The sequence below is a fragment of the Duganella sp. Root1480D1 genome (genome assembly GCF_001427305.1).
Taxonomy (GTDB): domain Bacteria; phylum Pseudomonadota; class Gammaproteobacteria; order Burkholderiales; family Burkholderiaceae_D; genus Rugamonas.
The window spans coordinates 1-23,534 of sequence record NZ_LMFZ01000024.1 but is presented as its reverse complement, the minus strand read 5'-3'; the positions used below and the strand labels follow the sequence as shown (position 1 = coordinate 23,534).

Annotated in this window: 17 protein-coding genes and 1 rRNA gene; 14 read left to right on the top strand and 4 right to left on the bottom strand. The window is 62.9% G+C overall.

From position 1 onward, the window contains the following. Positions 1-282: 282 nt before the first annotated feature. Both ASD58_RS20430 and ASD58_RS20425 read left to right on the top strand, forming a co-directional pair. The gene (locus tag ASD58_RS20430; protein ID WP_229210047.1) at positions 283-1,428 is read left to right on the top strand and encodes an SWIM zinc finger family protein; all 1,146 of its coding nucleotides are present in this window, start codon (positions 283-285) and stop codon (positions 1,426-1,428) included. Next, on the top strand, positions 1,425-4,070 hold the full coding sequence (locus ASD58_RS20425; RefSeq protein ID WP_057263074.1) for a DUF6493 family protein: 2,646 nt from the start codon (positions 1,425-1,427) through the stop codon (positions 4,068-4,070). The genes ASD58_RS20430 and ASD58_RS20425 overlap by 4 nt, the downstream gene beginning before the upstream one ends. Positions 4,071-4,073: 3 nt before the next feature. Here ASD58_RS20425 and ASD58_RS20420 read toward each other — a convergent pair whose 3' ends face one another. Then, positions 4,074-6,098: a HAMP domain-containing sensor histidine kinase gene (locus tag ASD58_RS20420; RefSeq protein WP_057263073.1), complete on the bottom strand. Its 2,025-nt coding sequence runs from the start codon at positions 6,096-6,098 to the stop codon at positions 4,074-4,076. Next, positions 6,095-6,778 carry a response regulator transcription factor gene (locus ASD58_RS20415; RefSeq protein ID WP_057263072.1) on the bottom strand — a complete coding sequence of 228 codons (684 nt, stop codon included), beginning with the start codon at positions 6,776-6,778 and terminating at the stop codon, positions 6,095-6,097. Before ASD58_RS20415 ends, ASD58_RS20420 begins: the two co-directional genes overlap by 4 nt. Positions 6,779-6,937: 159 nt before the next feature. On the opposite strand from ASD58_RS20415, the gene ASD58_RS20410 reads away from it, so the two are divergent. Together ASD58_RS20410 and ASD58_RS20405 are read left to right on the top strand one after the other, a co-directional pair. Continuing rightward, on the top strand, positions 6,938-8,149 hold the full coding sequence (locus ASD58_RS20410) for an SPFH domain-containing protein (RefSeq protein ID WP_057263071.1): 1,212 nt from the start codon (positions 6,938-6,940) through the stop codon (positions 8,147-8,149). 2 nt (positions 8,150-8,151) lie between these two features. Next, on the top strand, positions 8,152-9,564 hold the full coding sequence (locus tag ASD58_RS20405) for a hypothetical protein (protein ID WP_057263070.1): 1,413 nt from the start codon (positions 8,152-8,154) through the stop codon (positions 9,562-9,564). Here ASD58_RS20405 and ASD58_RS20400 read toward each other — a convergent pair whose 3' ends face one another. Next, the gene (locus ASD58_RS20400; protein ID WP_057263069.1) at positions 9,565-11,088 is read right to left on the bottom strand and encodes a M20/M25/M40 family metallo-hydrolase; all 1,524 of its coding nucleotides are present in this window, start codon (positions 11,086-11,088) and stop codon (positions 9,565-9,567) included. A gap of 169 nt (positions 11,089-11,257) precedes the next feature. On the opposite strand from ASD58_RS20400, the gene ASD58_RS20395 reads away from it, so the two are divergent. The 9 genes from ASD58_RS20395 (at position 11,258) to ASD58_RS20355 (ending at position 21,800) form a co-directional block, all read left to right on the top strand. After that, positions 11,258-13,615, top strand: coding sequence for a penicillin acylase family protein (locus ASD58_RS20395; protein WP_057263068.1), 2,358 nt, complete (start codon positions 11,258-11,260; stop codon positions 13,613-13,615). Positions 13,616-13,678: 63 nt separating this feature from the next. Next, positions 13,679-13,954: a lipid asymmetry maintenance protein MlaB gene (locus ASD58_RS20390; RefSeq protein WP_057263067.1), complete on the top strand. Its 276-nt coding sequence runs from the start codon at positions 13,679-13,681 to the stop codon at positions 13,952-13,954. 12 nt (positions 13,955-13,966) lie between these two features. Next, positions 13,967-16,006 carry a chemotaxis protein CheA gene (locus tag ASD58_RS20385; RefSeq protein WP_057263066.1) on the top strand — a complete coding sequence of 680 codons (2,040 nt, stop codon included), beginning with the start codon at positions 13,967-13,969 and terminating at the stop codon, positions 16,004-16,006. A gap of 10 nt (positions 16,007-16,016) precedes the next feature. Next, positions 16,017-17,636 carry a methyl-accepting chemotaxis protein gene (locus ASD58_RS20380; protein WP_082565566.1) on the top strand — a complete coding sequence of 540 codons (1,620 nt, stop codon included), beginning with the start codon at positions 16,017-16,019 and terminating at the stop codon, positions 17,634-17,636. A gap of 9 nt (positions 17,637-17,645) precedes the next feature. Then, positions 17,646-18,116 carry a chemotaxis protein CheW gene (locus tag ASD58_RS20375; protein WP_057263065.1) on the top strand — a complete coding sequence of 157 codons (471 nt, stop codon included), beginning with the start codon at positions 17,646-17,648 and terminating at the stop codon, positions 18,114-18,116. Then, positions 18,113-18,928 carry a protein-glutamate O-methyltransferase CheR gene (locus ASD58_RS20370; protein WP_229210046.1) on the top strand — a complete coding sequence of 272 codons (816 nt, stop codon included), beginning with the start codon at positions 18,113-18,115 and terminating at the stop codon, positions 18,926-18,928. Before ASD58_RS20375 ends, ASD58_RS20370 begins: the two co-directional genes overlap by 4 nt. Before the next feature lies 1 nt (position 18,929). Next, positions 18,930-19,442: a chemotaxis protein CheD gene (locus ASD58_RS20365; protein WP_057263063.1), complete on the top strand. Its 513-nt coding sequence runs from the start codon at positions 18,930-18,932 to the stop codon at positions 19,440-19,442. Next, positions 19,439-20,548 carry a chemotaxis response regulator protein-glutamate methylesterase gene (locus ASD58_RS20360; RefSeq protein WP_057263062.1) on the top strand — a complete coding sequence of 370 codons (1,110 nt, stop codon included), beginning with the start codon at positions 19,439-19,441 and terminating at the stop codon, positions 20,546-20,548. The genes ASD58_RS20365 and ASD58_RS20360 overlap by 4 nt, the downstream gene beginning before the upstream one ends. Further along, positions 20,535-21,800 (top strand): EAL domain-containing protein, encoded by a 1,266-nt coding sequence (locus tag ASD58_RS20355; RefSeq protein WP_057263061.1) that lies wholly within the window; start codon positions 20,535-20,537, stop codon positions 21,798-21,800. Before ASD58_RS20360 ends, ASD58_RS20355 begins: the two co-directional genes overlap by 14 nt. On the opposite strand, the gene ASD58_RS20350 is transcribed toward ASD58_RS20355, so the two are convergent. Continuing rightward, positions 21,763-22,971, bottom strand: a complete 1,209-nt coding sequence (locus tag ASD58_RS20350; protein ID WP_057263060.1) for a sensor histidine kinase — start codon at positions 22,969-22,971, stop codon at positions 21,763-21,765. The two genes, ASD58_RS20355 and ASD58_RS20350, sit on opposite strands and share 38 nt — an antisense overlap. Before the next feature lie 331 nt (positions 22,972-23,302). Between ASD58_RS20350 and ASD58_RS31885 the strand changes: the two genes are divergently transcribed. Then, positions 23,303-23,534, top strand: a 16S ribosomal RNA gene (locus tag ASD58_RS31885); the annotation flags it as partial.

Here is a 23,534-nt window from a genome sequence, read left to right as displayed (position 1 = left end):
TTGCGCCGATGATAGTGCTGCAACCAGTGTGAAAGTAGGTTATCGTCAGGCTCTTATTAGAAAAGCCCGCTAGGCATATGCCAGCGGGCTTTTTGCTTTGCGGCATGTTATATTTTCTACATGCCTGCACTCTCCCATTCCTACCATTACGCATTTGCTTCCGGCCTCACAGATGTTGGCCGACCGCACCTGACACTGGCTACGTCAAATGCAGATCAGCGCCCACATTTCTTCGAGGGCCGCTTGCTGCAACCCCGGCTTGCATCTGAGCTGCTCACAGCGGTGCACTTGATTGTTGGCTCGCGATTTTTCCTGCCGGCGAACTCACTGGCGAAAGTGCTGCGCCTGGCCGATCCGGTCGTCACATGCGGCGAAGGGGCGCTCAGGTTTGAAGGTTTTTCCGGATGCTGCAGCACTTATATCCGTGCCGACTTTTTGCCGGACGCATATGAGGGCGAGATACTCGGTAAAGGCACCACCAACGTTGACTTCAACGCACCAATGCGCGCCGCGTTGGCGCGCGTGCGGGACAGCGAGGGAATGGGCCTGTCGGTCGGCGCCGATGGAGTGACCATCAACTCAGTGACGGAATCCAAAGTCGAATTGCCGCTGCGATGGCTGCGTGGCATGCTGGAGGTGCAGTCCTACCAGGCCGGCATGCGTTTGCGGCACAAGATGAATGGCATGGAAGCGCTTCGATTCCTGCGCGCCTTGCCGCGCAATGCGAATGGCCGCACACCTTTGTGGATCGTTGCCGGTCCAACGGGCCTGCGCGTGACGGCGCAGCCATCTCCGGATGGTGTACGCATGACTGACAGTTCGCGCCTGCGCGTGCTCGAAACGCTGGCGCCAAAGGCGAAGTCTGTTGCGCTCTACGCGGATGAGGCGCAGCAATCCAGCGCGTGGGTGCTTGATTTTGGCCCTACGCGCCTGACGCTGGCCCTGAGTGCGGAAACATGGCGCGGGTTTTCAGGCGAAGGCCAATCCCTGCGCGCCTTGTTGCGCGCTTCCGGTTCGACGGCCTTGTCGTCGGTGCGCGCGCAACTGAATTGGCAGGCGGCACTTGATCCGGCCGTGATCGCGTCGGCACTGTCACTGCCTGCGGGTGAAGTTTCCGATGCGCTGCGCGTGCTCGGTGCGACAGGGCTGGTTGGTTTTGACGTGGCGGCAAACAGCTATTTCCACCGGGTGCTGCCGTTTGACCTGGCAATGGTGGACGATTTGAACCCCCGCCTTGCGGCGGCACGTGAACTGTTGGAGCAGCCGGTAGTGAAAATCATCAGCAATGATCCGATCGAGGCGCAGGTTGGCGAACACCGCGTGCGTGAAGTGGCGCAGGAAATGCAGTGCACCTGCCCGTGGTTTGCAAAATACCAGGGCGCACGCGGGCCATGCAAGCATGTCTTGGCGGTGGAGGCGACACGATGAGTTTCAAACCCACCAATGAACTGGAGGAACTGATTTACGCCGGCGATGGCGACGCGGTCCTGGCGCGCCTTGAAAACATGTCCCCCACGGAGCGTTCCGCCCAAGCAGAACGGCTAAACGTGGTGGCCGACTTGATGCGCTATTGGTGGTGGAACCGCGCGGTGATGCACGACACCTGGGGCATGCTTGCCACTGATGGCCAGCGCGATGCCATTGCAGTCGCGGCCCTGGCCTGCGCGCCTGCGGACCAGGCTTGTCGTTTCCGCCTGCCAGCTAATCGCGTGGTGGAGGTGGTGAAGCGCATCAGGCGGGCAGGCGTCGGCACTTTTGCCCGTGACTTTGCCGAGAAAGGCCACATTGCTGCGGCATTGCAGCTAGCGGCTGAAGGCCTGTCGCCTTACGTAATCGACGATGAAGGCGTGACGCGGCTGATTGCGATGCCTCGTTGGAACCACTACATGCGCGAATACCTGGTTGAGAACCGCGAGGCATTGCATCCCGTCTTGCTGAAGATATTCGAGGTCGAAGGCAATAGCGAAGACAACCTGGCCGGTATCGACAAATACTGCAAAACGGAACAGACCTGGGCCTGGCACTTGTTGCGGCTTTGTGAAGATGGATGGTATTCCCGCGCAGAACTCCTTGCGTGCTGCCTCGGTACGCTCGAGAAGGACTGGCCGCAGTTCCGCGCGGGTTGGTTCTCGCGTTTTCACGACCAACTTGCGCCGTCGCTGGAGGAGATGACGCCTCATGCGGCGTGCTACCTCGGCATGTTGCAAAGCAGGATCCCGCCGACGGTTACGTTGGCACTGAAGGCTTGTGCCAAGCTATTCGACAAGAAGGTGCTTGCGCAAAGCGCTTTGTTGGACGCGCTGCCGCAGGCAATGCTTTCCGCCGTGAAGTCGCAGATTATGGCGGCGCTCAAAATACTCGACGCCATGGTCAAACGCGATCCTGCAAGTGCGCATGCGGCGGCGCAGGTGGCAATTGGCGGCTTGCAGCATACGGATCCGGACTTGCAGCAAGCGATCGTGGACCGCATTGCAAAATGGGGCATGGACGCCGATGCACGGGATGCGCTGCAAGGCATGGCACCCTATGTTGCGGCGAGCATCAAGCCGAAGCTGGATGGCCTGCTCGCGGGCCAAGCTGTTCCTGCCGCGGCAGGATGGCAGGAAATCGTCCTGCCGCCACGTGCCAAGCCAATGTCGCCACTGGATCCGTCCCGTGTCTTGGCGATGCCGGCATCGGTGGATGACCTGGTGGCCATGTGTGTACGGCTGGTTGAAGACGAGAGTGATCCCGATATGTTCGAGGCGGCTTTCGGTGCCTTGCTGCGGGCCAGCCCGCTATCGGAAGATGACCGGGCGCGTTTCGCGCCAGTGCTGAAGCGCGCGCGCAAAGTGAAGATGGATGTCTACGAAATGAAGGCGTGCGTCTCGGGCGAATTCGCCCGCTTGCTGTTGCGCATAGTCGCGGGCGAGCAGCGCGAATGCACACATAGTCGTACAGGCGCCCTGGGTGTGCTGGCAGAACGCTTCGACGATGCCAGCACGTTTGAACTGGCCACGCATCGCGGCGGTTTCATTGACCCGGCTGTGCTGGTGCAACGTGCGCGCGAACTTGGGACCGGTGTCGCGCAGTTGCCGTTGCGTGTGCAGGTGCGCGCATTGCTGCGCCTGGTACCGTCCGACGATCCTGCCGTACTGGTAGCGGCAACACGCTTACCCATTACGCCGTTCAGCCAAGCCTTGTGTTATACACTGGGCGGAGAGTGGCCGGTGCAGCCGAATGAGGCCTTGTGTCTCGCCGCATCCCGCATCCGCCATCCCGGTTCCGACGATCCTGCGGCATTATTGGTCTTTGGCTGCAACCTGCCTGATGGCGCCATTGCCGCACAAGTTGACCTGTACAACGAACTGGTGAAATGGGAGCACGGTGATTTTTTCCAGCCACGTGCCACTGTGCCTGCGCCTCAGCCGGCGGTGGATGCGAGCTTGCTCGCTCCTTATCGCTACCAGGGTTTCTGGAACGATTCCGAAGCGCTGATCCTGTTCGGCGCCTCCCTGTTCCCATCCAGCCACGAGGCCGTGTATGCGGAGGCCTTGCCCGCCCTGGCGCATAACCTGCAGTATGCGGACGTGCAATGGCACCATGGCGCGTGGGTGCGCCTGCTCGGTGAGCCGGTAACCGAGATGACTCCCGCCGCAACGAAGACATTGGCGCTAGCCCTGATGGGCAAGGATCCTGGCCGCCTTGCGCGAGCGGTTGATGCTTTCGTTGCCGCTAGCCTGGATGGGAGGCTGGACGTCGAAGCGCTTGGCCGGGCTTTGCTCGAGCTGATTCCGCTGGAATATTTCATGGCAACGCGACTCGCTGCCAGCCTGGCGATGTCGGCAGCGGCCGATCCCGGGATGCCACCTGTGGTGTTGTCCTTGCTGGGACGGTTGTGTGCTGTAGCGCCAGGAGAGGTGCCGCGCGATATGGCAAAGCTGCTGCAATTGATGCAGGAACTGGCGCTGCAGTACAACTTGCGGCCGCAGGCAGCGGCCCTGGCTGCGCTGGATCGCCTGCCTTTAAGCGGCAAAGCGCACGCTGTCAGGCGCTCCTTGCTTGATGCCGTCGCGGCGAGCCGTGCATAGGCATCAAGCCCCTGCATGCAGCGTGAGGGTGAACTCGACGCCGCCATCCACATTGCGGACCGCGACAGTGCCGCCCATTTTGGCCATGTAAGTCTTCACGACAAACAGGCCCTGGCCGCGGTTGGCGCCTTCTTCCTGCCCCGAAACGCCGTATTCGAACACCTTGTCGATCAGCCCTGGTGCGATTGACTCGCCCTGGTTGTGTATCGCGAGGCTGGCCGTGCGCTCGTCAGATGTCAGCGTCATGATGATCGGGGTACCTGGCGTGCGGTGGCGGCTGGCGTTATTCAGGATGTGGGTCACCACATCTTCCAGCGAATAAGGATCGGCGCGAACCATGACAGGCGCCCCTCGCGCGTAGCTAACGTCGGCGATACCGACACAAGGCGCATTGTCGGCGACATCGCGCAGGAAGGCATCAAGGTCCAGCGTTTCGAGCTGCAGCGTGGTGGACTGGAATGCCTCGCTTGGCGACGCCTGCCCATACAGTACGCGTACCGCTTGCTGCATACGATGGATATAGCGCCCGCTTGGATCTTGCTCCTCGCCGTGCAGGGCCATCAGCGATTGCAGCGGCGACATGATTTCATGGCCGACTGCGTGCCACATATCGCGTTCCTGTTCGGCGCGGATTGCTTCCTTCTCCACATCCTCACGCACGCGGCGCAGCAGGTCGTGCAGGCAGTTGGCCAGAACGCCCAATTCGTCGCGCCCTCGCAAGTCGGACAGGTCGAATTCATCGAGTGCACCGGCGGTCTTGACTGACTTTGCGACTTTATCGGCGCGCCTGGTCAGGATGCTGATCGGGCGGATAATGCCCGCTTCCACTACCAGCCATGCCACCAGCAGTGCGCCAAGGATGGCGCCCACGAACCAGGACACACGGGTCGCCACTACGCTTAACGTGTCGCTGACACTGCGGGCATCGCCGCTCAGTTCAATGTCGAAATTGCCGAGAGGTGTCGGCACGCTGGTTCGTGTTTGCAGTGCCTTGACGGTGGTGTCGACCGGCAGGTGGCGCACCAGGGTAAGCAGGGCGTGCCAGCTTTGGTCGCTGTTGCTGCTGGCCGCCGACAGTGACAGCACCTCTTTGCCTTGCGCGGTGCGGATACGCAGGGTTTCACCTGGCAGCAGCAGGGACTCCAGGTCGCGCAGCGAAAACAGCGGCGTGGCCTGGTCGCGTGTGGTGTCCAGCAGTGCAGGGCCATCGCCAGGCGGCAGTACTGCCACGCCGACGTTGATGTTTGCCAGGTCCTCCGGCGGCCAGGTCGGCCTGGCTTTGGCGAACAGGGCGTCCTGCAGCACGCCGACTGGCAGGCGCACCGAGAAGAAGGCGCTGTGCGTGCAATCGGGCGCGGCATTCGGTGCGCAATCCGGGCTTTGCCAGATCCAGCCGCGAAAATCCTTGACCGGACGGGCGTGCGGCCTGCCCGCGTCGGCCGCCATATAGCCGGTAAGGCGCCCGCGTATGCCACCGCTGGCGGGGTCGCCGGTTTGCTCGAAAGGCGCGATCCAATGGTATTCCTGGCCGCGCAGGCTCACCTTCACGTCAACGCGGTGGGCTTGCCCGATCGACTCTTCACGCAGGGGATGCGCTGCGAGTGGTGGCGCATTGATTGTACCGGCGACGTAAATAAAGCCGCCGGCCCAGGGATTGTTGCCGATCCCGACGCATAGCGTGCCTTTGTCGCCATACTGCGCGGCACAGCCGGCCATGGAGATGGCTTGCTGGACCTTGGCCTGGTCGTCGAAGTCCAGCGCCGCATATGGCAGCAACACCGGATGCAGTCCGGGGTTCTGGCCGGCGGCGGGATTCAGCAGGGCTAGCTGGCCGGTTGGATGGCGTAGCGTGGCGGCGATCTGCTCGCGTGTCTTGTAGAAGGAGTTTTCATAGGCCTGATAGCTGAGCTGTTTTTCCTGTTGCAGCACCGAGACCGCCAAACCCACCGTGGCTAGGCCCAGCAGCGGAAAGGCCATGCGCAAGACAATACGCAGGCGGTATGGCGTCAGCAGGGAAAACGGATTCATGCCTTGTCGGTCCAGCGGAAGCCGCGCATCGGGATGTTCTCAATGCACTCGAAGCCGGGATCGATTTCGCGGAAAGCGTCGCGGATGGTACTGACGTGCTTGCGGATGTTGTCGCGGTTGCGGCCACTCTTTACCACTTCAAACAGGTCCTCATAGGAAACCACTTGCCCGCGCCGCTCGAACAGGGCTGCCAGGATGCGCTGCGCCGTCAGGGGCAGGTTGATGCGCTGGCCGCGCCAAGTGGGCGTGCGCTGGCGCAGCGGGTCCATCGCCAGTTCGCTGGCGGGGGCTGCCGGCTTGCTGTCCTTGGCGGCGCGCAGGATTTCCAGGAAGGTGTCGATGAAATCCGCTTCCTCGAAGGTGGTCTTTTGCAGGTAATCCCAGGCATCCAGCGCTTTCATGATCGAGCGATAGATGGCGGCCGGCATGGCCGACACCACCAGTACCGGCGTCGCATGGCGTTTGTTGATGGCGTTGATGATGGCGACGCCGGCATGGCGTTCGCGTCCCAGTTCAATGTCCAGCACCACCAGGTCATAGCGTTCGCGGGCGATGGCTGCCTCGGCGTCGTCGCGGTTGAACCACTGATCGACCTGGATGCCGGGACGCGCCGCGGCGATCCAGCCGGCGAGCTGGTTGCTGGTGGGGAGGTCGTCTTCGATGATAGCTACGCGTGTCATGCGGGAAGTATTACCCAAAAGCTCTGCCAACGGCGTGAATTTTTCTTCACAGGCCGGAAGGGAGTGGGCAGGCGGCAGCGTTGAACGTTCGCAGCAGGTGGCAGGAAGATGGCTGTACCGGCGCCGTGCCGGGCCAACCAACCAGAAAGGCAATCAATCATGAACAACCGGATCAGTACGATGCTGCAGGCGATTCGCTCGACGCTCGGCCGTGCTGCCAGCAGCATTCATTTCCCTACCGGCGCCCGCAAAGGCGTTGTGCTGCTCGCCGTGACCGGCGCCGCCGCTTACGGCTTGTACCAGTTTCCTCCAATGCGCACGGTTGGCCGCGGCGAAGTGGCGGTGCGTACCAATCACCTGACCGGCGATACTTCGATTGTGCATGAAGGCCTGACGCTGGACCTGCCCGGCATCCACGAACTGCGCCTGCTGTCGCTGCGCGACCAGACTTACCGTCCGGCCGCTGCCGGCGAAACCCCGTTTCAGTCCGGTGAAGGGTTGTCGCTCGGCCTGGACATATCGGTGCGCTATGGCCTGGACCAGGCCCGCCTGGCCCAGTTCGCGCCGAAACTGCCCGCCGATATCTCGCGCGACGTGGTGGCGCCCGATGTGGAAGGGGTTATCTACAAGATCCTGACGCGTTACACCGTGCGTGAAATCTTCTCTTCCAAGCGAGCCGAAATCCAGCAGTCTATCGAGGCTGAACTGAAGCCCAAGCTGGCAGCCGACGGTTTGGCACTGCGCAGCGTCACCATCGGCAAGGTGGTGTTGCCGGAAGATTTCAAGGCCGGCATGGAGAAATTGCTGGCGGAAGAGCTGGCATCCGAAAAAATGCGCTACACCCTGGAGCTGAAGGAAAAGCAGGTACGCCAGACCGCGCTGGAAGCCGAGGCGGAAAAAGTGGCGCGCGAAAAAGCCGCCGAAGCCTCTGCCTCCGAACAGGTAATCGCTGCCAGGGCGCAGGAAGAGGCAATGCGCCACGTGCTGCCGTTCAAGGAAAAACAAGTGAAGCAGCGCGAGCTGGAGGCGGAAGCTGAAAAGACCGCCCGCATCAAGACTTCGGAAGGCAATGCCCAGGCCCGCATCATCGAGGCTGCCGGCGAGGCGGATTCGCGCCGCAAGCTGGCTGACGCCGAAGCTTATCGCCAGGAACTGGTCGGCAAGATCGCCAGCGCCCAGATGGAACGCGATGGCGAGTTGCTGAGCAAGCACCCGCTGCTGATCCAGAAAACCATGGCCGACAAGCTGTCGGACAAGGTGTCGGTCATCATCGCGCCGCCGCCGGCTGATGGCGGCTTTATCGGTTCGACGCTGGTTGGCGCACCGAAGACAGCCCATACCGAGCGCATTGCCGCCAACGCTGGAGAATAACCATGGCCGTCTCGATGCTTGCCGCCACCGTGGCCCTGGCCATCGTCACCCAGGACCAGCTCCCGCTGCGCGCGGCGCCGCGCGAATCGGCCCAGGCCCAGGCCGTGCTGTGGCAGGGCGACGCGCTGGAGGTGCGCGGCACCCGCGGCGATTTCCTGCAGGTGTATGACCACCGCCGCGAGCGCGCCGGCTATGTGCGCGCAGCCCGTGTGCGCCAGGTCGACTTGCAGCCTGCCGCTGCACCGGAACTGCTGGCGGTGATGCGCTTCCTGCGCGATACGCCGGGTGCCGAAGCACTGGGCATCAGCTACGGCGCCGCCTACCTTAAAGCTGCGGCACCGCAAGCGATCGATGCGGAACCGTTCGACGCCATCGGCAGCATGGCCGAACGGCTGGCGGCGCGCGCCTCCTCCAAGCTGGCGCCGCAGGCAGAAACGGCGCTGGCCGCGCACCTGGAAGTGGTTGCCAGTTATGGCGTGGCGATGCGCAGCTACGAAAATGATGGCAAGGTGCGGGTGTGTTACGACGGCGACGCCTTCCGTCGTGTGCTGGCCGTTGCGGCGAGCGCCGAACAACGCTACAGGGCCGCGCTGGCGTTGAGCAATGGCGCATGCATCGATCCGGCGCTGGGTGTCGTGCAGCGCGCCGAATATGACCGCTGGCGTGCCGAGTTGCTCGATACGGTGGACATGGCGCGCCTGCCGGAGCATATGAAGCACCGCATCCACATGCGGCGTGCGGCAGTCTGGTCGAGCGTGGCTTTCCAGCGTGCGCGCAAGGGCGAGGATGCGTCGCAGGCTGCCGGCCGCGCAGAACAGGCGCTGGCGGCAGTCAACAAATCCGAGCTGGCGGATGAAGACAGTAGCGCATACGCCGAAGCTGGAGTGCGCCTCGGCGCAGTGCGCTGGGCGCTGGAACCGGTGCCGGCCCAAGGCAAAGTGGTGACCCAGCTTGCAGTCACAGCGGCGCCAGGCCGGCCTGGCGAAACCTGCGTCACCCTGCAAGGTGGCGGCAAGCAGCTCGCGAGCCGCTGCACCTGGGGCGTGGCGTGGATGGCTTCCGCACGAGTGCATCCGCAAGGATCGGCGCTGGCACTGGCGGTGCAGCCGCTGGATGGCTGGCGCGAAATGTGGCTGTTCCGCCGCCAGGGCGAGAGCTGGGTGGTGGACGTGCTGCCGCCGGCCTCCAGCGATCCGGACATCGGTTATTCGGAATTTGCCGGCTGGGTGCCCGGCACCGCCAAGATGCTGGCGGCGCGGGAAATACGGGCCGAGGGCAAGTTCCGCCGCAGCTTCGAACTGCTGGACATGGCCACGCTGGCGACCGAACGCGGCGCCGACAGGCCGGAATCGCTGTCCACTTTCTACAAGTGGCAGGACCCGGCCTGGAAACGGCAGACGGTCAGCTTGCGCTGATTACTGCGGCCGGTAGGTCACCTTCAGGTTGTAGTTGCCTGCGCTGTAGCCGTTCAGCATGACGTAGACATCGCCGTTGGCCGTGACGCTGGTGCTGCAGGTTTCGGTTGCAGTGGAGCCGTCCGACTTGCAGCTATAGCTGCTGGTGGTCGGCACCGAACCCTTGCGCACATACAGGTCGATGTCGCCGGTGCCGGTGGTTTCCGCCTTGAAGGTGCCCACGCCCGCCTTGAAGGGGCCGAAGGTTTTCTTCTGGTTCAGCGTCAGGCTGCCGCTAAAGGTTTCCACCGTGTCCGGCTTGACGATGACCGGGCCGTCGCTGCCAAGTTCCACCGCATACGCGGCGGCCAGCTTGGCGAACTTCAGCGCATGGTCGGCCTGGTTGCCGGAATTGGCATAGGTGTCGTTGGCGGTGTGGATGTAGGGATTGTCTTCGCCCATCAGCGTCTCGAACGGTATCGAGGCCGGGAAGCCCTGGTTCTGCCAGGACGCATGGTCGGAGCAGGCGTAGCCGCATGAGCTGTAGCCGACAGTAACCGTCGGCATATAGGTCGACAGCAGGTTGGCGAGGAAGGTATTCTGCTGGCTGTCCGTATAGTCGGTGTAGATCCAGACGTCCTTGGCGGAACCCTTGTAGTTGGTCATATCGAGCTGCATCACGCCAACCACGTTGATGTTGTTGGCCTTGAAGTTGGCGGCGATATCCTTGGAGCCGAGCAAGCCGGCTTCTTCCGCTGCATAGCCCATGATCTTGATGGTGCGGCGCGGCTTGTAGCCGGAGGCAATCATGGCGCGCACTGCTTCGGTCAGGCTGGCAATGCCGGAAGCGTCATCGTCGGCGCCTGGCGAGCGCGAAGTCTCGCCATTGCCGCTCAGGTTGATGCTGTCCAGGTGGCCGCCCATGACAATGACTTCGGAGCCGTTGTCGGTGCCATTGATCGTCATGATCACCGACTTCTGATTATAGCCCGAGTGGGTGAACTGGGCCACGCTGATGTCGCTGCGGCCGGCTGCCATGCTGGTCCACTTTTGCGCCAGCCAGTCGGAGGCATTGGCGCCGTTGGTGGTGCGGTAGTAGCGGTTGGCAAAGTTCGACATGTCGATGATGGTCTGCGCGATGTTCGAGGCCTGCATCGTCGGCAGGATGCCGTTGACGGCCGTCTGGTTGTCGATCGCGTAGCTTGGGCGGCTCACAGCCAAAGCGAGTGGCTGCACGGTGCCAGCCTTGGCCAGCGCCTGTCGGCCTTCCTCTTCACTGGCATGCACAATGAAACCACCGCAGCGCTTTAATTCTTTATGGATGGCGGCGGACAGTTTCAGCATGGCTTCCTCGTCCACCTGCACCAGGTGGACTTTCTCCTTGCCCTGGCCTTGCTTGCTCTGCTTCGCAATCGCCTGCGGTGCAGCGGCTTGCAACTTGGCGTATGCGGCATCGCCGAGGGTGATCCAGGTGGTGGGTGCTGCGTTTACTGCGCTGGCTGCAAAGAGTCCTGCTGCCAGTACGACTGGGGTGAATCTCTTCATGACTGCTCCTTTGCGCAAAAAAAAATGCACCCGGGGCGGGTGCATTTGTCAAAAATCTTAGCAGATTATTGGTTTCGCACGATTGTGTACCAATTTGATACGCCTCAAATGTCGCGGAAATGCCGCGTACATCATGGAAGCGTGCACTTTTCTTCCGGGGAGGTAGACCATGAAAGCGCAACTGCTGGCCGCATGTGCGGCCATATTCCTGACTGCCTGCAGTGGAAAGGGCAGTAACGACGGCAAGCCAGCACCGCAATTCGCCGCCGAAGTCACGCGCACCAGCTATGGCGTGGCGCATATCAAGGCCAAGGACTTTGCAGGCGTCGGCTATGGCCTGGCTTACTCCTTCGCCGAAGACAATATCTGCATGCTGGCCGACAGCTTCCTGACAGTACGTGGGGAACGTTCACGCTACTTTGGGCCGGATGCCCGCGCCACCAAACCACTCAATGGCGAATACGGCGCGGCGCTGGACTTCATGGACTTGAGCAATGAAGACAGCGACTTCTTTTTCAAAGGCTACCTGGATATCGAGAAGCTGCGGGCGGGTTACGCAGCCGGTTCGAGCGAAATCCAGCAACTGCTGCGCGGATATGCCGCCGGCTATAACCGCTACTTGCGCGAGCACGGCGCGCACCTGCCCGAGGCATGCAGGAACGCGGCCTGGGTCAAGCCGATCGTCACCGATGATGTCATGCTCCTGATCGCGGAAAAGGCATTGCATGCCACCGGCGAGGTATTTGCTGCCGAAATCGTGGCGGCTGCGCGCGATGTAAGCGGCAACCAAACCCTCGCACTGCAGGATGGGCCGATGGCCGCACCGCCGTCCAAGATGCCCTTCGTCATGCCGACCCAGGGCGCGATGGCGAGCAACGCCCTGGCCATCGGCAAGGATGCCAGCAGCAATGGGCGTGGCATTCTGCTCGGGAACCCGCACTATCCCTGGACCAGCACCGACCGTTTCTATCAACTGCATGTTACGGTGCCGGGCAGTTACGACGCGATGGGCGTCAGCCTGGGCGGCTTGCCGCTGGTGGTCATAGGCTTCAACAAGGATCTTGCCTGGACCCATACGGTGACCAAGGCCGTGCATTTCACCACTTTCCGCCTGCCGCGCGACGGCTCCGACCCGATGCGCTATCTGGTGGATGGCGCTCCCCTATGGCTGGAGACCCGCACGGCGGCGATCGAAGTGCTGCAGCCGGATGGCAGCTTGCTGAAAAAGAGTAAGGCCTTCTACTTCAGCAAGCTAGGCGCGGTGATGGCCGTCCCGGGCAGCCCGCAGGGGCAGGGTGGGCTGCTGGTGCTGGGCGACCCTAATCGCAACAACACGCGATCGATGGAGCAGTGGCTCGCGATCGGCCGTGCCAGCAGCGTGCAGGAGTTGCAAAAGCAGCTCGGACGGCTGGTTGGCCTGCCCTGGGTAAATACTGTCGCGGCAGACCGCTACGGTGGCGCCTTTTACGCCGACGCCAGCGTAGTGCCGCACCAGGGGGCTGATCGATTCGGCAGCGACTGCATGCTGCTGGCGACATTGCTGATGTTCGATGGTTCGCGCTCTTCCTGCGACTGGGGGCGTGACGACGACGGGACGCCGGACGGCATTTTCGGCGGCGCCAATGCGCCAAGCATGCTGCGCGCAGACTACGTGGCAAATTCCAATGATGGTTATTGGATCACCAATGCGCGGCAACTGCTGGTCGGGCCGGCTCCGCTCGGATATTCGCCCTTGTACGGCCCGGTGGGCGTAGCGCAGCACCTGCGCACGCGCAGCGGTTTCATCGGCATCGAGGACATGCTGGCGCAGCGCGGCCACGTGGGTCCGCAGGATCTGCAGTCGCTGATGTTCGCCAATCGCGTGCTGGCTGCAGAACTGGTGCTGCCGGAATTGCTCCCAGCGTGCATGGCAAGTTCAGATGCCATGCTGCTGAAGGCTTGCACTGCGCTGGCAGGGTGGGACCGCAAGGCGGAGCTGGATAGCCGCGGTGCCGTGCTATTCCGCGAATTCTGGAACAGCGCCGCCAAGCTACCGGGATTATGGTCGCTGGCGTTCGACGCGGCTGATCCCCTGCATTCGCCGCGCGGCGTGGCGCCGGCAGCGATACCGGCCCTGCTGGCTGCGCTGAAAGATGCGGCCCTCCGATTGCAGCAGCTGGGCGTGCCGTTCGACGGGCGCCTGGCCGACTTCCAGGTGGAGCCCCGCAACGGCCAGCGCTTCCCCATCCACGGCGCGATCGGCGATATCGATGGCAGCTACAACTCGATCCATATGGCCGGCACGCTGGGGGCATCCGGCTACGAGCGCGTTACCTGGGGCACCAGCTACATCCACCTGGTCAGTTTCGACGAGGAAGGAGCGCAGGCACGCGGCCTGCTGGTCTACGGCCAGTCCACCGATCCCCGCTCCGCACACTATGCCGACCAGTTGCCGCTGTACGCGGAAAAACGCCTGCCCTTATTGCCATTCACGGCGGCCGCTATCGCGGCCGACCCTGCGCGGCGGGTCAGGCAGCTGCGAGAATAGTGATGCAATGCAACTCCGCACACCGGGCTTGCCAGTCACCGGGCATGGGCATACGATTGGCGCATGAGCTCACAGCGCATCCAGCCGCCGGCGCTGCTCTTCATTGAAGGCGACCTCACGATCCGGCGCGTGCAGGAACTGAAAGACGTGCTTCTGGCACGCCTGGCCCAGTCGCAGGCGCTGGAGGTGGACCTGGCGGGCGTCACGGAAATCGACACTGCCGGCGCCCAGCTCCTGCTGATGGTGCGCCGTGCCGCGCAAGCGAGCCAGAAGGAGTTGCGGCTGGTCGCGCACAGCCCCGCTGTCGCCTCGCTGTTCGAGCTGCTGCGCATCCAATAGGAAGGCATTCCCATGGACCTGGACGAAGGCTTGCAGGCGTTTGTCACTGAGGCGGGGGAATTGCTGGCTGAGATGGAGGGCAGTTTGTTGAAGCTTGGCGAGCCCGCCGCGCGCGAGGAAGCTGTCAACGCGATTTTCCGCGCCGCCCACACCATCAAAGGCACTGCAGGCCTGTTTGGGCTGGACTACATCGTGCTGTTCACCCATGCCGTGGAAAGCGTGCTGGAAGAGGTACGCAACGGCGCGCAGCCGCTGGATGATGACCTGGTGGCGCTGCTGCTCGATTGCGCCGACCAGCTTGGCGCGATGGTGCGCGATGTCGAGCGCGGTGGCCGCGGCCAACTTGGTGAACGGTGCCGCCGGCAACTGGATGCGCTGCATGCCTACCTTGCCCCGGCGCCAGCCCTGGAGACAATGCCGGTGCATGCGGCATTTGGTGCCGATGCCAGCACCGGCGAAAGCGGCAGTTGGCTGGTATCGCTGGAATTTGGCCGCGATGTGTTCCGCCAGGGCATGGACCCGGCGTCCTTCATCGCTTACCTCGGCCGCCTGGGGCGGATTGTGGCGCTGGCCACGGTGGATGGCGGCTTGCCGCCGCCTGAGCAAATGGAGCCGCAAAGCTGCTACCTCGGTTTCGAGATCGTGCTCGATACTGCCGCCAATGCCGAACAAATCAGCAAGGTGTTCGAATTCCTGCACGATGAGTGCACCTTGCGCCTGCTGCCGCCCGGCAGCAGTAATGACGACTTCCAGCGCCTGGCCAACATACTGCCGCTGCATGGTGCTGCGATTGCAGGCGTGATGCAGGCCAGCGCCCTGGGGACGGTGGTGCCGCCGGCAGTTGCAGTGCCACCATCGGAGACTGGCGTTGGCGCGGCAGCGGCCCGGCCGCAGGAAAGCCGCACCATCCGGGTCGATGCCGAGCGTCTTGGCCACCTGATCACACTGGTGGGAGAATTGATCATCGCCAGCGCCCGCACCCAGATGATCGGCAGCCGCTTCAAGGACATCGACCTGCAGGACAGCACCTCGGCGTTGGCCGACCTGGTCGAGCAAGTGCGCGACAGCGCCCTGCAGTTGCGCATGGTGAAGATCGGCCCCACGTTCAACCGCTTCCAGCGGGTGGTGCACGATGTCGCGCGCGAAATCGGCAAGGACATCCGCCTGGTCCTCAGCGGCGAAGACGTGGAGCTGGACAAGACACTGGTCGAGCGCATCGGCGACCCCCTGACCCACCTGGTGCGCAACGCCATCGACCATGGCATCGAGCCGCCCGAAATGCGGCGCCAGCGCGGCAAGCCCTTGCAGGGCACGGTATCCCTGAACGCTTTCCACGATTCGGGCAGCATCGTGATCGAAGTGGGCGACGACGGCGGTGGCCTGCAGCGCGAACGCATTATTGCCAGTGCCATTGAACGGGGCCTGCTTGAGCCGGAGCACAAACTTGGCGACAGCGAAGTGTTCGCGCTGATCTTCGAGCCGGGCTTTTCCACCGCCAGCGCGGTGACCAGCCTGTCGGGGCGCGGCGTCGGCATGGATGTGGTCAAGCGCAATATCGAGGCACTGCGCGGCAGCATCACCATCGACAGCGAAGCCGGTCGCGGCACCACGGTGCGCGTGCGCCTGCCGCTGACGCTGGCCATCATGGATTGCATGCTGGTGACGGTCGGCAGCTCGCGCTTCGCCATCCCGCTCGGCACGATAGAAGAATGCTTGGAGTACGAGCGCGAGGGCCAAAGGGGTTTTGTCGACCTGCGCGGCGAAGTGTTGCCAACGGTGGCCCTGCGCCAGCTATTCCGCCTGCACGGGGCGGCACCGCGCCGCGAAAGCGTGCTGGTGGTACGGCATGCCGGCCAGCGCGCCGGCCTGGTGGTGGACAGCCTGCAGGGGCAATGCCAGGCAGTGATCAAACCGCTTAGCCCCGTGTTCAGCGGCATCTCCTGCCTGAGCGGATCGACCGTGCTGGGCAGCGGCGACGTGGCGTTGATCCTGGACATACCGGCCCTGCTCAAACAACTGCAGGCAAGGCAAGCTGGAAACCTGGCAGCTTAGGAGCGAGACGATGGGGCGAAAACTGACGGTTGGAATGCGCCTTGGCCTGCTGGTCGCGGTGCTGGTACTGATGATGGCCGGCATAGGCTATGCAGGCATGCGCGGCATGGAATTCAACAATGCGCGCCTGAAAGCAACCTACGAAGACCGGACGGTGGCGCTGATCTACCTTGGCAAGGCCAACGAATACACGCTGCGTACCCGGCACCGCATGGTCATGACAGCCGCCGCCACCAGCCTGGCGGAGGTGGAGGCAGCCCAGCAGGGCGACGCCTCGCACCAGGAGTTGATCCGCAAGAACTGGAACGCCTACATGACTACCTCGCTGACGCAGGAGGAGCAGCAATTGGCGGCGCAATACACGATGGCGTGGAATGGTTGGCAGGACGTGCGCAGCGCGATTATCCAGAAGGCGCGCGCCGGCAAGCATAAGGAAGCACTGGAAGATGCGCGGGCGGCCGACGTGCAGTTCCGGACCGTGCTGGCGGCCATGGGCAAGTTGATCGAGTTGCAGGAGCGGGTGGCGCGCGAGGAATATGAGTCGGCCATGGCGCAAACCGCAGCCGCCATGCGCACCAATGCCATGTTGCTGGGCGGCGGCCTGCTGGCTGGCATCGTGCTGTCGGCATGGATGATACGTCGGTTGTTGCACCAGTTGGGCGGCGAGCCGGATTACGCCGCCCACATCGTGCAGGAGGTCGCGCAAGGCAACCTGGCGGTGCAAATCAAGTTGAGGAAGGGAGATCAGCGCAGCCTGCTGGCCTCCATGAAGCAAATGGTGGACAAGCTGTCCGGTGTCGCGTCGGAAGTGAGCAATGGCGCGCTGGCGCTGGCCGCAGCTTCGGAACAGGTCAGCGCCACAGCGCAGTCGCTGTCGCAGGCGGCCAGCCAGCAAGCGGCAAGCGTCGAGGAAACCAGCGCCTCGGTGGAAGAGATGAGTGCTTCAATCGGCCAGAACACGGACAATGCGCGCATTACCGACAGCACGGCATCCAAGGCGGCCGGCGAGGCAGGGGAGAGCGGACAGGCGGTGCGCAGCACGGTGAGTGCCATGCGCGATATCGCCAAGCGCATCATGATCATTGACGATATCGCCTACCAGACCAATTTGCTGGCGCTGAATGCCGCTATCGAAGCGGCGCGCGCCGGCGAGCACGGCCGGGGCTTTGCCGTGGTGGCGGCGGAAGTGCGCAAGCTGGCAGAGCGCAGCCAGGTAGCAGCGCAGGAAATCGGCGACCTGGCCGGCGGCAGCGTGCAGGTGGCAGAACAGGCAGGCGTTTTGCTCGATGCCATGGTGCCTGCGATCCAGCAGACTTCGCGCCTGGTACAGGAGATTGCAGCCGCCTCGATAGAGCAGGCGTCAGGCGTGAGCCAGATTAATTTGGCCATGGGGCAGCTGAGCCAGACCACGCAACAAAATGCTGCCGGTGCGGAGGAATTGGCGTCCACTGCTGAAGAAATGAGCAGCCAGGCGGAGGAGCTGCAGCAATTGGTACGTTTCTTCCGTGTGGCGCATGACGAAGCGCCGCGCCGAAACGTCGAAGCGAAGCCCCCGGCCAGCCAGCGGACCTCGCTACGCCGCCTGTCGCGGGTGCCACCGCTGGATGAAAATAACTTCACGCGATTCTGAGGGCAAGGCATGGACGCAGAACACCAGTACCTGAGTTTCCGCCTGGGCGAGGAAACGTTCGGGCTGGGCATACTTGCCGTGCGCGAGATCATCGAGTACGGTGGCGTGACCGACGTGCCGATGATGCCACCCTGCGTGCGTGGCGTGATCAACCTGCGCGGCGCCGTGGTGCCGGTGCTGGACCTGGCGGCGCGCTTCGGTCGCCCGCCGGGCATAATAGGGCGGCGGAGTTGCATCGTCATCGTCGAAAGCGGCGCTGCGCCGGAACAGCAGGTGCTTGGATTGCTGGTCGACGCGGTGAATGCGGTGCTCGACATCGGTGCCGGGCAAATCGAACCTCCGCCCAGCTTCGGCGCCGGGCTGCGCAACGATTTCATCACCGGCATCGGCAAGGTCAATGGAAACTTCGTTATCCTGGTCAACCTGGAGTCGGTGCTGAACGTGCCTGAAATCGCCGCTATGGCGGGAGATGTGAATTGATACAGCCAGTTGCTCCCTTGACGGACCGCGAGTTCGTACAATTCCAGCGTTTCATCCACGAGGCGGCAGGAATCTCGCTGACGGAGGCCAAAAAGCCTCTGGTGTCCGGGCGTCTCGCCAAGCGCCTGCATCATCTGCAGTTCAATAGCTATGGTTCCTATTTTCAGTTGATCAGTAGTGGCGCTGCGCCGGAGGAGACCCAGATCGCAATCGACCTGCTGACCACCAATGAAACATACTTTTTCCGCGAAGTCCGCCATTTCGAGCATCTGCGCTCCTTGCTGAAAGAGCGCAAGCAGGGCGGCGCGCCGTTCCGGGTCTGGAGCGCAGCCTGTTCCACGGGAGAGGAAGCGTATTCGATCGCCATGGTGCTGGCCGACCTGTTGCCGCCACAAGGCTGGGAAGTGCTGGCGTCCGACATCAGCGCACGCGTGCTTCAGACCGGGCGCCAGGGCCACTATCCGATGGCGCGCGCGGCCCACGTCCCGCAGGAATACCTGCGCCGATTCTGCCTGAAGGGCATCGATGTGGAAGAAGGTACGCTGCTGGTGTCGCGCGTGCTGCGCGAGTGCGTGGAGTTCGCCCAGATCAACCTGAATGCGGCGCGCCTCCCTGCACTGGACAAGTTCGATGTGATCTTCCTGCGCAATGTGCTGATCTACTTTGACGGCGAAACCAAGGGCCTGGTGGTGCAGCGGGTGCTGGACTACTTGCGGCCGGGCGGCCATCTTTATATCGGCCATTCGGAAAGCCTGCACGATATGGGGCTGCCGGTGCGCAGCGTGGCACCGGCAATCTATCGCAAGGAGTGATATGGAAACCGGCGCCGCGTTCGAGGTCTACTTGCTGCCTGGTGAGTACTTCGTCGGCGACGCGCGCTACCGCATCCGCACCGTGCTGGGTTCCTGCGTGTCAATCACTCTATGGCACCGGCGCTTGCGCATTGGCAGCATGTCGCACTTCCTGCTGTCGCAGCGCGAAGCGGGAGCTGCCGAAGGCGAGTCGGCCGCAGGATTGAGTGGCCGCTATGGCAAGGACGCGATGGAATTGATGGTGGCGCAGCTCCGGGAACGCGGGGTGCCCGTGCGTGAATGCGAAGCGAAGGTGTTTGGCGGCGGCACCATGTTTCCTTCGATTGAAGGGGCCCGGCAAGCGGGCATCGGCCATCGCAACGGCGTGGCCGCGGAAAAGCTGCTGGCCGAATACGGCATACCGGTGGTGTCGGAAAGCCTGTTCGGCAGCGGGCACCGGCAGATCCTGTTCGAAGTGGCCACCGGCGACGTTTGGGTGCGGCAGGGCGAACTGGGAGACCAGGGAGGGGCATGAAGCAGATCAAGGTCATGGTGGTGGACGATTCGGCCGTGGTGCGGCAAGTGCTGAGCGGCCTGCTCGGGCGCGAGCCGGACATGCAGGTTACCTATGCCGTGGCCGACCCGATCCTGGCCGGGGAGCGCATGCGCCTGCAGTGGCCGGACGTTGTGGTGCTGGATGTCGAGATGCCGCGCATGGACGGCATTACCTTCCTGCGCAAGATCATGGCCGAGCGGCCCACTCCCGTGGTGATCTGTTCCTCGCTGACGGAAAAAAGCACGCGCACATCGATGGAGGCCCTGGCTGCCGGCGCGGTCGCCGTGGTCGGCAAGCCCAAGCTGGACCTGCGCCAGTCGCTGCACGATGGCTGCGACGAACTGGTGGCCGCCGTGCGCAGCGCAGCCCAGGCCAGGCTGCAGTCAATTGCCCCAGGCCGCGCGCCGGCGCCGCCGGTGGCGCCATCGGCCAAGCTGAGCGCGGACGCCATCCTGCCCCCGATGGGCGGGGGAGCGTTGCCGTCGCGCGGAAATGGCCGCGTGGTGGCCCTTGGTACTTCGACCGGCGGCACGCAAGCGCTGGAGCGCGTATTGACCGAGCTGACTCCTGCTGCGCCGGGTATCGTCATCGTGCAGCACATGCCGGAGCAGTTCACTGCCGCCTTCGCGGAACGCCTGAATGGCCTGTGCCAGATCGCCGTCAAGGAGGCGCGCAATAATGACGCAGTGCTGCCGGGGCAGGCCCTGATTGCCCCCGGCGGCCGGCATATGCTGCTGCGGCGCGGCCCGTCGCAGTACTTTGTCGAAGTGGTCGACGGGCCGTTGGTGAATCGGCACCGGCCCTCGGTCGACGTGCTGTTCCGATCGGTCGCCAAGTGCGCCGGCGCCAGTGCACTCGGCATTATCATGACCGGCATGGGGGACGACGGTGCGGTTGGGTTGCTGGAAATGCGCCAGGCCGGTGCCCGCACACTGGCGCAGGACGAACAAAGTTGCGTGGTGTACGGCATGCCGCGGGAGGCGGTAAAACGCGGCGCCGCGGAGCGCAGCGTGGCGCTGGATGCAATCAGCCGCGAAATCCTGCAATATGGCGGTATGGAACGGAGGGCGAATGAAGGACTTTAGCGCAAGCACGGCCTTGATCGTTGAAGACAGCGCAGTGCAACGCGAGCACGTTGCGGCGCTGCTGCGCCAGATTGGCTTCGGTACCGTCCTGATTGCGAATGACGGCATCAATGCGCTACGCACGCTGGAACAGCGCGCCGCCCCGGTGGACCTGGTGTTGACCGACCTCGATATGCCCGGCATGGATGGCGTGGAATTGATCCAGCAATTGGCAAAGCGGCGCTGGGCTGCCAACCTGATTGCCGCATCCGCCAACCAGCCACGCCTGGTCGAAGCGGCACGCAGCCTGCCTTCCGGCAGTGCGATGCGCCTGCTGTCCACCATGCCCAAGCCGGTGCGGCTGGAAGCGTTGCAAGGGCTGTTGCACGATTCCGCGATGCTGGCGCTGGCGGAGCTGGAACAGGAAGTCGCGCCCGAAGTCCCCAATATCACTGAAATTGAAGCAGGCCTGGCGGCCGGGGAGTTCGTCCCTTTATATGCACCGCGCGTCGCCCTGGATAGCGGACGGATGGTGGGCATTGGGGTTCAGGGGTGCTGGCGCCGCCCGGGACGCCCGACAATGGAGGTCGCCAGCCTGCTTCCGGCGCTGGCCGGCGACAGTGAAACCATCGGCGCCATTCTGCTGGCGCTGGCCACCCAGGCCGCGTCGGACTTGCACGGCTGGCAGGAAATGGGCCTGTCGGCGATCAAACTGTCGCTCCCTTTGCCGGCCGAACTGCTGGCAGACCTGGGGGAGCTGGGCCGGCTGGTGGCAGGCATCCAGGCGCAGGACGTCAAGCCGGGCAGCGTATGCTGGGAAGTCAGCGAGGCGGTGATCGCAGCTTGTGAACCGGAACTGCTGCACAATATTGGCCGCCTGAGCTTGCGCGGCTACGGCATCGGTGCTGTCCATTGCGGACGCTATGAGGCCCAGACGCGCGACTTTGCCTGTTTTCCGTTGTCGGAGATTTCGATCGATCCATTGTTCGTGCACGAAGCGGCGCAGCGCAGCCATCGCCGGTCGTTATTTGAAGGCCTGCTGGCCATGGCCGGCAAACTGGGCGTCCCGGCGTGCGCCGACGGTATTGTAAATGTCGAGGATTGGGCATTGATGCGTGACATGGGCTGCTGCACGGGGCAGGGGCCACTGGTTGCCGCGCCAATGGAGGGGTGTGAATTCGTCGAGTGGTACAAGGACAGCCGCCAGCGCTTGCGTGATTGCGCCGGACACCGCCTCAGTGACGCGGCGCCTCCAGCGGCAGGGACAGGGTAAAGCAGGTTCCGCAGCCTTCCTCGCTGCGCACGCTAATGCGGCCACCCAGGATGTCCGACACAATACTGTGCACGATGTGCAGGCCGAGGCCCGAGCCGCCCACCCCCATCTTGGTCGTAAAGAAGGGATCGAAGATGCGCTCCTGGTTGCCGGCGCTGATGCCATTGCCGTTGTCGCGCACGTGCAGTGCAATCCAGTCGGGCTTTTCATACTCGGCCACCAGCTCCACTTTGCCCTCGCTGCGGCCGTCAAAGGCATGCATGATGGCGTTGTTGACCAGGTTGGCGATCACCTGGCCGAGCGGGCCGGGGTAGCTGTCCATCATCAGTTCATCCGGCACGGACTGCATTACCTCGAACGGAGTGCGCCTGATCGATGGCAGCAGCGTCAGGACATTGCCCGAGACGACTTCAGACAGCAGGAAGGTGCGGCGCTGGGTGCTGGTCTGGTCCACCGCCACCTGTTTGAAGTTGGTGACCAGGTCGGCGGCACGCTGCAGGTTGCGCATCAGGATCTCGGTCGTGGTGCAGGCATTGTCCAGGTAACCGACCAGCTCCGAACGCCGCATGTTCTCGCCCTTGGTGAAGTGTTCCCGAATATCGCCGGTCTGCGCCTCAAAAGTGCTGGCCACCATCAGGCTGTTGCCGATTGGCGTATTCAGTTCGTGAGCAATGCCGGCGACCAGCGAACCGAGTGCGGCGAGCTTTTCATGGTGCACCAGGTCTTCCTGGGCGCGTGCCAAGGATTGGTATGCCTGTTTTAATTCATTGTTTGCCCGGCGCAGGGCAATGTGGGTATTAATGCGGGCCAGGACTTCTTCGACCTGGAACGGCTTGGTGATGTAATCGACGCCGCCAACTGCAAAGCCGCTGACAATCTGCTTGGCATCGCTCAGGCCCGTCATGAAGATGACCGGCACGTCGCGCGTGTCGGCGTCGGCCTTCAGGCGACGGCAAGCCTCGAATCCGTCCAGGCCGGGCATCACAATATCCAGCAAGATCAGGTCCGGCTCGGCCAGCGCTGCGCGCATCATGCCTTCTCGCGCGTCGTGGGCCAGTATGACCAGGAAGCCATGGTGGCTCAAGTGATCGAGCAGGGCGAGCAGGAGGGTCGGCGAATCGTCGACGACCAGGACGGTTGGCGCGCGCGGCCGAACTTGTTTAGATGGCATTCCAAACCTTTTTCACGTGTGGCCCTTGTCAGAGTGAATCTGGCTTGCTATAGTTCTGTCCCTCGCAACGCAGCGCTGACAAATCAGCGAAGCGAAACGAGAAAAGATGGGGTTGACGAGTTGCACGCTGTACCGCATAATCTCGCTTCTCTGCTGCTGACGAACACAACGCTTCGTCGAATAAACAAGGCAGCGATCTTTAAAAANTCGGGCCTGATGCTCAAAATATACGTTATAACGCTCGCACAAAATATATTAAACGTAATCTCGAAAGAGATTCGTCAGTATTTTGAGTGAGTGACCTCGGTAGCAATACCGAAAAACAGAGATTGAACTGAAGAGTTTGATCCTGGCTCAGATTGAACGCTGGCGGCATGCTTTACACATGCAAGTCGAACGGCAGCGCGGGCTTCGGCCTGGCGGCGAGTGGCGAACGGGTGAGTAATATATCGGAACGTACCCAAGAGTGGGGGATAACGTAGCGAAAGTTACGCTAATACCGCATACGATCTAAGGATGAAAGCAGGCAGGTTCAGGGCGGGGCTGTCCATGCTGTCGAACAG

Coding starts and splice junctions, on each gene's coding strand:
- ASD58_RS20395 (WP_057263068.1), top strand. CDS start 11,258: ATGAAAGCGCAACTGCTGGCCGCATGTGCGGCCATATTCCTGACTGCC.
- ASD58_RS20420 (WP_057263073.1), bottom strand. CDS start 6,098: ATGAATCCGTTTTCCCTGCTGACGCCATACCGCCTGCGTATTGTCTTG.
- ASD58_RS20350 (WP_057263060.1), bottom strand. CDS start 22,971: ATGCCATCTAAACAAGTTCGGCCGCGCGCGCCAACCGTCCTGGTCGTC.
- ASD58_RS20385 (WP_057263066.1), top strand. CDS start 13,967: ATGGACCTGGACGAAGGCTTGCAGGCGTTTGTCACTGAGGCGGGGGAA.
- ASD58_RS20365 (WP_057263063.1), top strand. CDS start 18,930: ATGGAAACCGGCGCCGCGTTCGAGGTCTACTTGCTGCCTGGTGAGTAC.
- ASD58_RS20405 (WP_057263070.1), top strand. CDS start 8,152: ATGGCCGTCTCGATGCTTGCCGCCACCGTGGCCCTGGCCATCGTCACC.
- ASD58_RS20425 (WP_057263074.1), top strand. CDS start 1,425: ATGAGTTTCAAACCCACCAATGAACTGGAGGAACTGATTTACGCCGGC.
- ASD58_RS20360 (WP_057263062.1), top strand. CDS start 19,439: ATGAAGCAGATCAAGGTCATGGTGGTGGACGATTCGGCCGTGGTGCGG.
- ASD58_RS20375 (WP_057263065.1), top strand. CDS start 17,646: ATGGACGCAGAACACCAGTACCTGAGTTTCCGCCTGGGCGAGGAAACG.
- ASD58_RS20400 (WP_057263069.1), bottom strand. CDS start 11,088: ATGAAGAGATTCACCCCAGTCGTACTGGCAGCAGGACTCTTTGCAGCC.
- ASD58_RS20390 (WP_057263067.1), top strand. CDS start 13,679: ATGAGCTCACAGCGCATCCAGCCGCCGGCGCTGCTCTTCATTGAAGGC.
- ASD58_RS20415 (WP_057263072.1), bottom strand. CDS start 6,778: ATGACACGCGTAGCTATCATCGAAGACGACCTCCCCACCAGCAACCAG.
- ASD58_RS20410 (WP_057263071.1), top strand. CDS start 6,938: ATGAACAACCGGATCAGTACGATGCTGCAGGCGATTCGCTCGACGCTC.
- ASD58_RS20355 (WP_057263061.1), top strand. CDS start 20,535: ATGAAGGACTTTAGCGCAAGCACGGCCTTGATCGTTGAAGACAGCGCA.
- ASD58_RS20380 (WP_082565566.1), top strand. CDS start 16,017: ATGGGGCGAAAACTGACGGTTGGAATGCGCCTTGGCCTGCTGGTCGCG.